The following is a 12,925-nucleotide window of genomic DNA, read 5'->3' on the forward strand; positions in this document are numbered from 1 at the left end:
GCGGGCCCGGCCCGTGCCGGTCCGCGGGTCCGGGCCCGCGGACCGTCGGTTCCGCTACGCCTGTCAGTCCGTCAGTTCCTCGGCGAGCGCCCGCAGCGCCAGCCGGTAGGAACCGATCCCGAACCCGGCGACCGTGCCGGTCGCCACGGCCGCGACGACCGAGGTGTGCCGGAACTCCTCCCGGGCGTACGGGTTCGAGATGTGCACCTCGATCAGCGGGGCGGTCCGCTGGGCGGCCGCGTCCCGCATCCCGTAGGCGTAGTGCGTGAACGCCCCGGGGTTGATCACCACCGGGACCGAGCCGTCCGCGGCCTCGTGCAGCCAGCGGATCATCTCGCCCTCGTCGTTGGTCTCCCGGACCTCGACGTCGAAGCCGAGCTCCGCGCCGAGGCTCCGGCAGGACTCGACGAGCCCCTTGTACGACGTGGCGCCGTAGATGTCGGGCTCGCGGGAGCCGAGCCGGCCCAGGTTGGGGCCGTTGAGCACCAGAACCGGACGCGGCTCGCTCACGCCGACACCTCGCCGTACGCCGCGATCAGGACCGCCGGGTCGGGGCCCTCCAGGACGGTCGGCTTGCCGATCCCGTCGAGGACGATGAAGCGGAGCAGGTCGCCGCGGGACTTCTTGTCCACCCGCATGGTCTCCAGGAGCTTGGGCCACTGGTCACCGCGGTAGGTGAGCGGCAGTCCGACGGACTCCAGGATCGCGCGGTGCCGGTCGGCGGTGGCGTCGTCGAGCCGACCGGCGAGCCGGCCGAGCTCGGCGGCGAAGACCATGCCGACGGAGACGGCGGCGCCGTGGCGCCACTTGTACCGCTCGTTCTTCTCGATGGCGTGCGCGAGGGTGTGGCCGTAGTTGAGGATCTCGCGGCGGCCGGACTCCTTGAGGTCGCCGGAGACGACCTCCGCCTTGACCTTGATCGAGCGTACGAGCAGCTCGGCGGTGTGCGGGCCGTCCGGGGTACGGGCGGCCTGCGGGTCCTCCTCGATGAGGTCGAGGATCACCGGGTCGACGATGAAGCCGGCCTTGATGATCTCCGCGAGCCCGCTGACGTAGTCGTGCACCGGCAGCGAGTCGAGCGCGGCGAGGTCGCAGAGGACGCCGGCGGGCGGGTGGAAGGCACCGACGAGGTTCTTGCCCTCGGCGGTGTTGATGCCCGTCTTGCCGCCGACGGCCGCGTCGACCATGGCGAGGACCGTGGTGGGTACGGCGATCCAGCGGACGCCCCGCAGCCAGGTCGCGGCCACGAAGCCGGCCAGGTCGGTGGTGGCTCCGCCGCCGACGCCCACGACGACGTCGCTGCGGGTGAAGCCGGTCTGGCCGAGCGCCTTCCAGCAGTAGGCGGCGACCTCGACGGTCTTCGCCTCCTCGGCGTTCGGCACCTGGATGGCGACCGCCTCGTAGCCCTGCTCGGCGAGGTCGGCGCGGAGCGCCTCTCCGGTGTCGGCGAGGGCCTCCGGGTGGATCACCGCGACCCGCTTGGCCCGGTCGCCGATCAGCGTCGGGAGCTCACCGAGCAGCTGCCGGCCGACCAGCACCTCGTACGGATCCGTGCCGGCGCTGCCCGCGACGTGGATACGGGTCACTTCCTGGTCCGTCGTCATGCGTCCTTCTTCAGATCCAGTGCCGCGAGGACCGCGTCCGCGACCTCTTCGGGGGTGCGGTCGTCGGTGGTGACGACGGTCCGCGCGACTTCGGTGTACAGGTGGCGGCGCGCCTCCATCAGCTCGCGCCACTGGCGGCGCGGGTTGACGGCGAGCAGCGGCCGCGCGGTGTTGAGGCCGACGCGCCGGACCGCCTCGTCGACGTCCATGGAGAGGTACGCGACGGGCAGACCGGTGAGGAGGGCGCGGGTACCGGCATCGAGGATCGCGCCACCGCCGAGGGCGAGGACGCCCTCGTGCTCGGCGACGGCCGCGGCGACGGCGTTCCGCTCCAGGGCGCGGAAGTGCTCCTCACCGTCCTCGACGAAGATGTCGGAGATCTCGCGCCCCTCGGCGGCGACGATGTCGGCGTCGGTGTCCCGGTAGGGCGCGCCGAGCCGTTCGGCCAGGAGCGCGCCCACCGTGGACTTGCCGGAGCCCATGGGTCCGACGAGGACGATCAGCGGGCCGGCGGTCACCGGATGCGCAGGTTCTCGAGGTACGACCGCACGTTGCGGCGCGTCTCGGGCACGCTGTCGCCGCCGAACTTCTCGACGACGGCGTCCGCGAGGACGAGCGCGACCATGGCCTCGGCGACGATGCCCGCGGCGGGGACGGCACACACGTCGGAGCGCTGGTGGTGGGCCTGGGTGGCCTCGCCGGTGGCGACGTCGACGGTGGCGAGCGCGCGCGGCACGGTCGCGATGGGCTTCATCGCGGCGCGGACCCGCAGCAGCTCACCGGTGGTCAGACCGCCCTCGGTGCCGCCGGAGCGACCGGAGGTGCGCTTGAGGCCGTCCTCGGTCCTGACGATCTCGTCGTGGGCCTGCGAGCCGGGCACGCGGGCCAGGTCGAAGCCGTCGCCGACCTCGACGCCCTTGATGGCCTGGATGCCCATGAGGGCGGCGGCGAGCCGCGCGTCGAGGCGCCGGTCCCAGTGGACGTGCGAGCCGAGGCCGACGGGCACGCCGTACGCGAGGACCTCGACGACCCCGCCCAGGGTGTCGCCGTCCTTGTGGGCCTGGTCGATCTCGGCGACCATCGCCTTCGACGCGTCGGCGTCGAGGCAGCGGACCGGGTCGGCGTCGAGCTTCTCGACGTCGGCCGGGGTCGGGTAGACGCCGTACGGCGCCTTGGCGGCGGCCAGCTCGACGACGTGGGAGACGATCTCGATGCCCGCGGCCTCCTTGATGAAGGAGCGGGCGACGGCGCCGAGGGCGACGCGGGCGGCGGTCTCCCGGGCGCTGGCGCGCTCCAGGATCGGCCGGGCCTCGTCGAAGCCGTACTTCTGCATGCCGGCGAGGTCGGCGTGACCGGGCCGGGGCCGGGTCAGGGGGGCGTTGCGGCCCGTCTCCTTGAGCTCCGCGGGGTCGACCGGGTCGGCCGACATGACCTTCTCCCACTTGGGCCACTCGGTGTTGCCGACCATGACGGCGATCGGGGAGCCGAGGGAGAGTCCGTGCCGGACACCGCCCAGGAAGGTGATCTCGTCCTGCTCGAACTTCATCCGGGCGCCACGTCCATAGCCGAGGCGTCGCCGCGCGAGGTGGTCCGCCACCAGTTCAGTGGTGACCGGGACGCCGGCGGGAAGACCCTCCAGTGTCGCGACCAGCGCGGGTCCGTGGGATTCCCCAGCGGTCAGCCAACGCAACCTGCTCAACGATGCTCCTCATGCTCGCGCCTGGCACTGCGACGGCGCGACCGGGTGCGCGGCCCTGGCCCGCCGTCTCCGATCCTCCCACGTCCGGGGCGCTACCTCGGCCCCCGGTCCAGCTATCGGACGCGGGTCTCGCCCGCGGCGAGCGCCTCGTCCGTCGTACCGGCCGTGTCACCGGTCGTGTCACCGGCCGTTCCGCCGGTCTTCCCACCGGCTTCCGGCGCGCCGCGGAAGCGGACGCGGAGCCGGCTCACCGCGAGCCACCCGAAGCCGGCGGCGCCCACACCGAGCACGGTGTACCGCGCCCATGCGGGCAGGTCGCTGAAGAACCCCACATACAGAAAGCGCCCGATGTCGAAGGCCGCGTCCCACTTCGACGCCAGCACCAGTTCCCCGCCCATCCCCCGTACTCCCCCTGCCTCTCACTCCCCCGTGGCCGGAGTTCGGCCCGGGGCCTATCGGGCGGCCAGCGCCCGCTCCCCGGCCGCGCGCATCGCGGCCAGCGGCGCCTTGGCGGCGCCGGTCATCTGTTCGACCTGAAGGACGGCCTGATGGACGAGGAGGTCGAGGCCGCCGACCACCTTGCCGCCGCGGTCGGACCAGGCCGCGGCGAGCGCGGTCGGCCAGGGGTCGTACAGGACGTCGAAGAGGGTGCCGACCGCGTCGGGCACGGCGGTCGCCAGGGCGTTCGTCGTGCCGGCCGGGGTGGTCGCGACGATCAGCGGAGCCGCGAAGGCCTCCGCCGCGTCGTCCCAGGCGGCGGTACGGACGTCCACGCCGAGCCGCTCGCCCCAGCCGCGCATCTCCTCGGCACGCGCCTCGCTCCGTACGTACGCGGTGACGGGCCCGGCGCAGATCCGGGCGAGCGCGGCGAGCGCGGAGGAGGCGGTGGCGCCGGCACCGAGGACGGCCGCCGACTCCACCTTCTCGACACCCCGCTCGCGCAGCGCGGCGATCATGCCGGGGACGTCGGTGTTGTCCCCGAACCGGCTGCCGTCCTCACGGAGGACGACCGTGTTCACCGCCTCGACCGAGGCCGCCGTGTCGCTGATCCCGTCGAGCAGCGGGATGATCGCCCGTTTGAGCGGCATGGTCAGCGAAAGACCGGCCCAGCTGTCGTCCAGTTCGCCGACGAAGCCGGGCAGCCCGGCCTCGTCGACCTCGAACCGGTCGTACGTCCAGTCGTCGAGGCCGAGCTCGGCGTACGCGGCCCGGTGCAGGACCGGGGAGAGCGAGTGGGCGATCGGCGAACCGAGGACGGCCGCGCGGTGTTGCGTGCTCACTGCCCCTGCTTCCGTTCCTTCTCGTACTCCGCGACGTTCTGGTTGTGTTCCTTGAGGGTCACGGAGAAGACGGTCTTGTTCTCGTTGATCGACACGAAGTAGTACCACGGGCCGTCGGCGGGGTTCATCGCCGAGTTCAGCGCCTCGATGCCCGGGTTGCTGATGGGACCGGGGATGAGGCCCTTCACGTCGTACGCGTACGTGTTGTACGGGTCCTTGATCTTGCGCATCTCCTCGACGGTCCCGACGTCGAGGGTGCTCTCGCCCTTGAGGTAGTTCACCGTGGAGTCGAACTCCAGCCGGCCGACGGTCTCCACGTTGTTCGGCTTGAGGCGGTTGTAGACCACCCGCGCCACCTTGTCGAAGTCGTGCTTGTACTTGCCCTCGACCTGCACCAGGCTCGCGACCGTCAGGACCTCCCACGGTCCCTTGAGACCGTGCTCCTTCGCCTTGGCGTCGAGGTCGAGCTTCCCGTACTCCTGATTCGCGCGCGAGACCATCCTGCGCAGCGCGTCCTCCGGCTTGGTGCCCTTCGCGACCGGGTAGCTCGCCGGGAAGAGGAATCCTTCCAGCGGGTCCTTGATGTCGGGGTGGCTCTTGGCCCAGTCGGGCAGGCCCAGGCTGCCCGCCTTCGCGAAGGCAATCTCCTTGGTGGTGCCCGGCTTGAGGTCGAGGCGCTTGTCGAGCTGGTCGTAGACCCAGGCGTTCCGCTTGCCCTCGGGGATCACGAGGTTGGCCTGGCTGGCCGGGTTGAGCATCAGCGTGACCGCGCTCTCGGCCGACATCTCCTTCTTCAGCGTGTAGACGCCGGCCTGGATCGCGATGCCCTTGGGGTTCTTCTGCTGCGCGGAGACGAAGGCGTCGACGCTCTTGACGACCCCCGCCTTCTTCAGGATGTTGCCGATCTCGTTGCCGAGCGCGCCCTTGGGGATCTCGACCTGCACGTCGCCCGAGCCCGCGCCCGCGTAGTCCTCGGCCGCGCCGAACTGGCCCTGCCAGAACTGGTAGCCGAAATAGCCGACGCCGCCGACACCGCCCGCCAGGACGAGGGCGACGACCAGACAGGCCACACCGTTCTTGCCTTTGCGTTTATTCGCTTTGCTCCGGCGTTCGCGATCGCCGCCGCGGGAGCCCCGGCCGCGGCCGGGCTCCTCGTCGTACTCCTCCTCCGGGTCGTCCTCACCGGTGAAGAAGGGGTGCTTCTCCTCTTCCGGCTCCGGACGCGCCTCTTCCTCCGGCTCCCAGTCGATCACCGGCTCCGGCGGGTTCTGCCGACGGCCGGGGGGCTGGGGCGGGGGGTACGCCTCGGGGGTGCCGTAGAGGTCGGGGTTCTGGCCGCCGTACGGATCGGCCGGAGTCGCGCCGTACGGCATCGCCGCCTGGCCCGTCTCCCAGTTGCCGTCGTACTGCTGTCCGAGGTTCCCGGGCGTGTCGTAACCGCCCGGGTAGCCCGTCCCGTACTGCTGCTGCTCGTACGACTGCTCGTATTGCTGGTGCTGCGGCTGCTGAGGCTGGTGCTGCGGCTGGTGGGGCTGGTGGTGATGCTGCTGCTCGTACTGCTGCTGCGACTGCTGCTGCTGGTACTGCTGATACTGCGGGTCGACGTACTCCTGCGGCTGCTGCTGGTACTGCTGCTGCGCATGCTGCTGCTGCTGCTGGTACGGGTCGCCCTCGTACCCCTGACCGGCCTGGCCGCCCTGCCCGTACGGGTCCTGGTAGCCGTGACCGGCCTGGTCGTACTGGCTCGCCTGCTGCGGGTGCGGGTAGTGCTGCTGCTGGCCCTCCCACCCCTGGTCCCCGTACAGCGGGTCCCCGGGGTGCCACGGTTCGGAGCCGGGGCTCCGGCCATACTCAGTCATCGATCCCCAAAACAGCCGCGAGGCTTCCGGACGATCCGCCTCTACGTAGTGCGGCAGTTGTTCGAACATCGCCGCATCGCGCGGAACGTTACCGTATCGCGATCAGATGACCACTTCGACGCCCTCGCCAGGCGGATTACCTGATACCCGTTCGGACTCAAGAGCGTTCTGAAGGATGATCACAGCGGCGGCCTGGTCGATGACGGACCGCCCCTTCTTGGCCTTCACCCCGGAGGCCCGCAGCCCCTGGGTCGCGGTGACCGTGGTCATCCGCTCGTCGACCAGCCGGACCGGCACCGGGGCGATGCCCTTGGCCATCTCCCCGGCGAAGGCGCGGACCTTGGTCGCCGCCGGACCCTCCCGCCCGCTGAGCGAGCGGGGCAGGCCCACGACGACCTCGATCGGCTCGTACTCCTCGACGATCTGGCGCAGCCGCCGGTGGGCGGCCCGGACGTCACGTCCGGGCACGGTCTCCACCGGCGTGGCGAGGACCCCGTCGGGGTCGCACGAGGCGACCCCGATCCGGGCGTCCCCGACATCGACCGCGATACGGCGGCCGCGGCGCATCGTCACGCCGTCTCCACCACAAGACGCTCGACGGCGGCGATGGCCTCGCCGACGGCCTCCGGGTTCGTACCGCCGCCCTGAGCGACGTCCGGCTTGCCGCCGCCACCGCCGCCGAGGGTCTTGGCAGCCGTGCGGACCAGCTCGCCGGCCTTGAGACCGCGCTCACGGGCGGCCTCGTTGGTGGCGATGACCGTGAGCGGCTTGCCGTTGGCCGTGGTGAACAGGGCGACGACGGCCGGACGGTCGGACGGGAAGCGGCCACGGACGTCCAGGACCAGCTTGCGCAGGTCGTCGGCGCCGGTGCCGTCCTGGACCCGGCCGGTGACCAGGGCGAGGCCGCGGATGTCCTGGGCGGAGTCGACGAGACCGGCGGCGGCCTGGAGGACCTTCTCCGCGCGGAACTTCTCGATCTCCTTCTCGGCGTCCTTCAGCTTGCCGAGCATGGCGGAGATCTTCTCGGGGAGCTCCTCCGGACGGCCCTTGACCAGCTCCTGGAGCTGGGCGACGACCGTGTGCTCGCGGGCGAGGAAGTTGTACGCGTCGACACCCACGAGGGCCTCGATACGGCGCACGCCGGAGCCGATGGACGACTCGCCGAGCAGCTTCACCAGGCCCAGCTGGGCGGTGTTGCCGACGTGCGTACCGCCGCACAGCTCCTTGGAGAAGTCGCCGATGGTGACCACGCGGACCTGCTCGCCGTACTTCTCGCCGAACTCGGCGATGGCACCCTGGCGCTTGGCCTCGTTGATCGGCATGACCTCGGCGTGGACCTCCAGCTCGCGCGAGAGGACCTCGTTGATCTTCTGCTCGACGTCGGTGAGGACCGCGCCGGGGACGGCGTTCGGCGAACCGAAGTCGAAGCGGAAGCGGCCGGGCTGGTTCTCGGAACCGGCCTGGGCGGCCGTCGGGCCGAGGGCGTCGCGCAGCGCCTGGTGGGTCAGGTGGGTGGCCGAGTGGGCGCGGGCGATGGCCCGGCGGCGGCGGACGTCGATGGTGGCGTAGGCGGTGGCGCCCACGGTCACCTCGCCGACCTGCACGGAACCCTTGTGCACGGAGACACCGGGAACGGGCTGCTGGACGTCACGGATCTCGATGACCGCACCGCTGTGCAGCTTGATCCGGCCCTGGTCGGCGATCTGACCGCCGCCCTCGGCGTAGAACGGGGTGCGGTCGAGGACGACCTCGACCTCGTCGCCCTCGGAGGCGGCCGGCGAGGAGACACCGTTGACGAGGAGGCCGACGACCGTGCTCTCGCCCTCGGTGTTGGTGTAGCCGGTGAACTCGGTGGCGCCGTTGCTGTCGGCGATCTCCCGGTACGAGGTCATGTCGGCGTGGCCGGTCTTCTTCGCCTTGGCGTCGGCCTTGGCGCGGTCCCGCTGCTCCTTCATCAGGCGGCGGAAGCCGTCCTCGTCCACGGAGAGGCCCTGTTCGGAGGCCATCTCCAGGGTGAGGTCGATCGGGAAGCCCCACGTGTCGTGGAGCAGGAACGCCTTGTCGCCGGAGAGGATCGTGCCGCCGGCGGCCTTGGTCTCGGTGACGGCGGTGTCGAGGATGTTGGTGCCGCCCTTGAGGGCCTTGAGGAAGGCGGCCTCTTCGGCGAGCGCGACGGTCTCGATCCGCTTGCGGTCGGTGACCAGCTCCGGGTACTGCTCGCCCATCGTGTTGATCACGGTGTCGACGAGGTCCTGGACGACCGGGCCGGTGGCGCCGAGCAGACGCATGTTGCGGACGGCGCGGCGCATGATGCGGCGCAGCACGTAGCCGCGGCCCTCGTTGCCGGGGGTGACGCCGTCGCCGATGAGCATCACGGAGGTGCGCATGTGGTCGGCGACCACGCGCAGCGAGACGTCGCTGTCGTGGGCCTTGCCGTAGGCGACACCGGTCAGCTCGGTGGCCTTGTCGATGACGACCTGGAGGGTGTCCGTCTCGTACATGTTCTGGACGCCCTGGAGGATCATCGCCAGGCGCTCCAGGCCGAGGCCCGTGTCGATGTTCTTCGACGGCAGCTCGCCGAGGATCGGGAAGTCGTCCTTGCCCGAGCCCTCACCGCGCTCGTACTGCATGAAGACCAGGTTCCAGATCTCCACGTACCGCTCGTCGTTGACGGCCGGGCCGCCCTCGACACCGAACTCGGGGCCGCGGTCGTAGTTGATCTCGGAGCACGGGCCGCAGGGTCCGGGGACGCCCATCGACCAGTAGTTGTCCTTCTTGCCCAGGCGCTGGATGCGCTCGGCGGGGACGCCGACGACGTCGCGCCAGATCTGCTCGGCCTCGTCGTCCTCCTGGTAGACGGTGATCCAGAGCTTCTCCGGCTCCAGCCCGTAGCCGCCGTGCTCCACCGAGCTCGTCAGCAGCTCCCAGGCGAGCTTGATGGCGCCTTCCTTGAAGTAGTCGCCGAAGGAGAAGTTGCCGCACATCTGGAAGAACGTGCCGTGGCGGGTGGTCTTGCCGACCTCTTCGATGTCCGGCGTGCGCACGCACTTCTGCACGCTGGAGGCGCGCGAGAAGGGCGGCTTGACCTCGCCCAGGAAGTAGGGCTTGAAGGGCACCATGCCGGCGGGGACGAGCAGCAGAGTCGGGTCGTCCGCGATGAGCGACGCCGAAGGGACGACGGTGTGCCCGCGCTCCTCGAAGAAGCTCAGCCAGCGGCGGCGGATTTCAGCCGACTCCATCAGTGGTCCTCATTCCGGTTGTACGAGATCGTGGGAATTGAATGCGTGGTCGGGTACGGGGTGGAGCCGAGCGCGCCCCTGCGGCGCGGCTCCGGCAGCTCCCGGCCCTGGGCCGGGCCCGGGTCGGCCGCGTCGAGGCCGAGCGCCTCCTCCAGTTCGGCCTCCCGCTGGACCATGCCCGCCCTCACGTCGAGGGCGAAGTCCTTGAGGCGGTGGCCGGTCTCGATCGCCTTGTTCGCGGCCTGGGCCGCGAGGCTCTCGGGGGTCAGCTGCTTCAGCTTCCGGTTGACCTTGGTGGTGGCCCACACGCCGGCGGCGGCGCCGGCCGTGAACCAGAACGTGCGGCGGAACATCGCGGCTCAGCCCTTCTGCTTCCGGCGTCGCGAGGACGGCACGGTACGGCCGACGACCACAGTACGTCGCGCGGAGGCCCGCGGTACGTCCTCGCCGTCCCCGCCCCGGCCGAGGGCCTTGCGCACCCCGTATCCGAAGGCGGCGACCTTGACGAGGGGGCCGCCGAAGGTGGAGGCGACGGTGGAGGAGAGCGCGGAGGCGTTGGAGGTGACTTCCTGGACGTCCGACGCGATGGCGTCGACCCGGTCGAGCTGGGTCTGCGCCGAACGCACGGTCGCGGAGGCGTCGGCCAGCAGGGGAACGGCCTGCTCGGTCACGTCGGCCACCATCTTGGTGGTCGCCCTGAGCGTCTGCGCCAGCCTCACCAGCACCACGGCGAGGAAGGAGACCAGGATCGCCCAGAACACGGCCACCAGAATCCCGGCAACCTCTCCACCGGTCACGCTGCACCGCTCTCTGCTGTCGTTGGGCCCTTGCGAAAAGTCGTTCCCCGACCCTATCGCGCCCGGGCTCTCCCCCCGTACCGCATTACCGCCCGTGGGACGGGAGTCAGCGGGATCCGATTGTACGGAGCGCGCGGGGATGAGTACGCTCCGTGTCCCATGCGACGGAGCAATCTCCCGGCGGAGCTGAACCGGTTTGTCGGACGGGCCGCCGAGCAGGCCGCACTGACGGCGCTCCTTGGGGCGTCCCGGCTGGTCACGGTCGTGGGCGTGGGCGGGGTCGGCAAGACCCGGCTCGCCCTGCGGGCTGCCTCGGAAGTGCAGAATCGCTACGGCGACGGGGTCCGGCTCGCCGAGCTCGCGCCCCTGCGGGACCCCGACCTGATCGAGTACGCCCTGGTCGAGGCCCTCGGCCTGACCGACCACACCCCGAGGCCCCCGCGCGAGGTGCTCGTCGAGCACCTCGCGGAGCGGCGGACGCTGCTGGTCGTGGACGGTTTCGAGCACCTCGTGGAGGGCTGCGCGCCGCTGGTGCGGGAACTGCTCGAACACGCTCCCGGGCTCACCGTCCTGGCGGTCGGCCGCCGGCCCCTGCGGGTGGCGGGCGAGACGGTGTTCCCGCTGGCGCCGCTGGGCGAGGCGGACGCGATGACCCTGCTCGCGGAACGGGCGGCGGAGGCGGGCGCGCCCGCGCTGCCGGAGGCGGGAGCGGGTTCCCTCCACGGGGCGCCCACCCTGACGGGCGCCCCTCCGTGCCCGGGAGGGCGGACCGGGGCCCCGGGCCTCCCCGGTGCCCCGGCGCGCGTCGGCGGTTCGGAGGCCGTACGGGAGCTGTGCCGGCGCCTCGACGGGATTCCGCTCGCCCTCGAACTGGCGGCCGGGCGGCTCCCGCTGCTCTCCGTCGAGCAGATGCTGCTCCGTCTCGACGACCGCTTCCGGCTCCTCACGGACGGCGCGCGCGGGGCGCTCCCCCGCCATCAGACGCTGCGCACCGCCATGGGCTGGAGCCATGAGCTGTGCACCCCCGAGGAGCGGCTCCTCTGGGCCCGGCTCTCGGTGTTCCCCGGCCCCTTCGACCTGGAGGCGGTGGAGTACGTGTGCGGCGGCCGGGAGCTGCCGCCGGAGCGGATCCTGGATCTGCTCGGCGGGCTGCTCGCGCAGTCGCTGCTCACCCGCGAGGACATCCCGCCGGGCCCGGCCTACCGGATGCTCGACACGGTCGCCGCGTACGGGGCGGAGTGGCTCGCGGCGCTCGGCGACACGGAGCGGATGCGACGGCGGCACCGCGACTGGTACATGGGCCTCGCCACCTGGTGCGAGCTGGAGTGGTTCAGCCCGCGCCAGGCCGAGGTCGCGGCCCTGACGGAGGCCGCGCTGCCGCATCTGCGGGCGGCCCTCGACCTCTGCCTGGAACTCCCGGAGGACACGCATCTCGCCCAGCACCTGGCGGGCACGCTCTGGTTCGCGTGGGTGGGCTGCGGGCGCCTCTCGGAGGGCCGGCACTGGCTGGAGCGGGCGCTCGCCGTCGAGTCCGGCCACGAGGAGGCGCGGCTGAAGGCGCTGTGGGTGCTCGGGTACGTGGCGGTCCTTCAGGGGGACGGTACGGCGGCGGTGGCGGCGCTCCACGAGTGCGGGGAGCGGGCCAGGTCCTCGCGGAACGCGCTGGCGGAGGCGTACGCGACGCACCGGATGGGCTGTCTGGCGCTGCTCACGGACGACATGCCGCGGGCCGAGGAGCTGATCGGGCGGGCGCTCGACGCGTACCGGGAGCTCGGCGAGCTGAACAGCAATGTGCTGATGGGCCAGATCGAGGTGGCTCTGGCGCGGGCGTTCCGGGGCGACATGGAGGGGGCGGTCGCCCTCTGTCGCGAGGTGAAGGACATCTGCGAGGAGCGGGGCGAGCTCTGGGCCCGGGCGTACGCCCTCTATGTACTGGGGTACGCGGCCTGGACGAGGGGCGCGTACGGCAAGGCGCGGGAGCTGCTCACCCGGTGCGTATCCATCAACCACGCCTTCCGCGATCTGGTCGGCACCGTCCTGGCGATCGAGATGCTCGCCCTGGTGGCGGTGAGCGAGGGGGATCCGACGGAGGCGGCGGTCCTCCAGGGGGCGGCGGTGCCGCTGTGGGACACGGTCGGTGTCCGGCTCTTCGGCTCGGAGGCGTTCGACGCGCCGAGGACGCTGTGCCAGCAGCGGGCCGAGGAGGCGCTGGGCGCGGAGGCCTACGGCGCCGCGTTCCGGGAGGGCCTGGCGCTGTCGGCGGCGGAGGCGGTGGAGTGCGCGGTCGCCGGCCGGGGCGATCCGGCCGTCGGTGTCACCGCGGAGGCGTCCGCCCCGCGGCCCTTCCGCACGGCCAGGTCGGCGGCGGTCCCGGGAACGCGGAAGCCCGCCGGCTCCCCCACCGGAAAGGGCGGGGAAGCGGCGGGCTGAACACCGCGAGGGTGGTA

12 protein-coding genes are annotated in these 12,925 nt (G+C 71.8%); 1 reads left to right on the top strand and 11 read right to left on the bottom strand.

Features of this window, described 5'->3' with window-relative positions; translation table 11 throughout:
- Window positions 1-63 precede the first annotated feature (63 nt).
- The 11 genes from aroQ to ACH4MY_RS29050 all read right to left on the bottom strand — a co-directional run bounded on the left by aroQ (window position 64) and on the right by ACH4MY_RS29050 (window position 10,478).
- Window positions 64-510: a type II 3-dehydroquinate dehydratase gene (gene aroQ, locus ACH4MY_RS29000; RefSeq protein WP_398006680.1), complete on the bottom strand. Its 447-nt coding sequence runs from the start codon at window positions 508-510 to the stop codon at window positions 64-66.
- Window positions 507-1,604 (bottom strand): 3-dehydroquinate synthase, encoded by a 1,098-nt coding sequence (aroB, locus tag ACH4MY_RS29005; protein ID WP_398006681.1) that lies wholly within the window; start codon window positions 1,602-1,604, stop codon window positions 507-509. Before aroB ends, aroQ begins: the two co-directional genes overlap by 4 nt.
- Entirely contained in the window at window positions 1,601-2,122 is a 522-nt protein-coding gene (locus tag ACH4MY_RS29010; protein ID WP_398006682.1) for a shikimate kinase, read from the bottom strand. The genes aroB and ACH4MY_RS29010 overlap by 4 nt, the downstream gene beginning before the upstream one ends.
- The gene (aroC, locus tag ACH4MY_RS29015) at window positions 2,119-3,303 is read right to left on the bottom strand and encodes a chorismate synthase (protein ID WP_398006683.1); all 1,185 of its coding nucleotides are present in this window, start codon (window positions 3,301-3,303) and stop codon (window positions 2,119-2,121) included. Before aroC ends, ACH4MY_RS29010 begins: the two co-directional genes overlap by 4 nt.
- A gap of 113 nt (window positions 3,304-3,416) precedes the next feature.
- Window positions 3,417-3,701: a hypothetical protein gene (locus tag ACH4MY_RS29020; RefSeq protein WP_398006684.1), complete on the bottom strand. Its 285-nt coding sequence runs from the start codon at window positions 3,699-3,701 to the stop codon at window positions 3,417-3,419.
- Between the two features lie 54 nt (window positions 3,702-3,755).
- Window positions 3,756-4,583, bottom strand: a complete 828-nt coding sequence (locus ACH4MY_RS29025) for a shikimate dehydrogenase (protein ID WP_398006685.1) — start codon at window positions 4,581-4,583, stop codon at window positions 3,756-3,758.
- Window positions 4,580-6,442, bottom strand: a complete 1,863-nt coding sequence (gene mltG / locus ACH4MY_RS29030; RefSeq protein WP_398006686.1) for an endolytic transglycosylase MltG — start codon at window positions 6,440-6,442, stop codon at window positions 4,580-4,582. Before mltG ends, ACH4MY_RS29025 begins: the two co-directional genes overlap by 4 nt.
- A gap of 102 nt (window positions 6,443-6,544) precedes the next feature.
- A complete protein-coding gene (gene ruvX / locus ACH4MY_RS29035; RefSeq protein WP_398006708.1) occupies window positions 6,545-7,009 on the bottom strand; it encodes a Holliday junction resolvase RuvX in 465 nt (154 codons plus the stop codon).
- Window positions 7,010-7,011: 2 nt separating this feature from the next.
- Window positions 7,012-9,681, bottom strand: coding sequence for an alanine--tRNA ligase (gene alaS / locus ACH4MY_RS29040; protein WP_398006687.1), 2,670 nt, complete (start codon window positions 9,679-9,681; stop codon window positions 7,012-7,014).
- Window positions 9,681-10,034: a DUF6167 family protein gene (locus tag ACH4MY_RS29045; protein ID WP_398006688.1), complete on the bottom strand. Its 354-nt coding sequence runs from the start codon at window positions 10,032-10,034 to the stop codon at window positions 9,681-9,683. Before ACH4MY_RS29045 ends, alaS begins: the two co-directional genes overlap by 1 nt.
- Before the next feature lie 6 nt (window positions 10,035-10,040).
- A complete protein-coding gene (locus ACH4MY_RS29050) occupies window positions 10,041-10,478 on the bottom strand; it encodes a DUF948 domain-containing protein (RefSeq protein WP_398006689.1) in 438 nt (145 codons plus the stop codon).
- 159 nt (window positions 10,479-10,637) lie between these two features.
- On the opposite strand from ACH4MY_RS29050, the gene ACH4MY_RS29055 reads away from it, so the two are divergent.
- The gene (locus tag ACH4MY_RS29055; protein WP_398006690.1) at window positions 10,638-12,908 is read left to right on the top strand and encodes an ATP-binding protein; all 2,271 of its coding nucleotides are present in this window, start codon (window positions 10,638-10,640) and stop codon (window positions 12,906-12,908) included.
- The last annotated feature ends 17 nt before the right edge of the window (window positions 12,909-12,925 follow it).

Origin of the sequence: Streptomyces sp. NPDC017246, assembly GCF_044331325.1 — a bacterium.
Classification (GTDB): Bacteria; Actinomycetota; Actinomycetes; order Streptomycetales; family Streptomycetaceae; genus Streptomyces.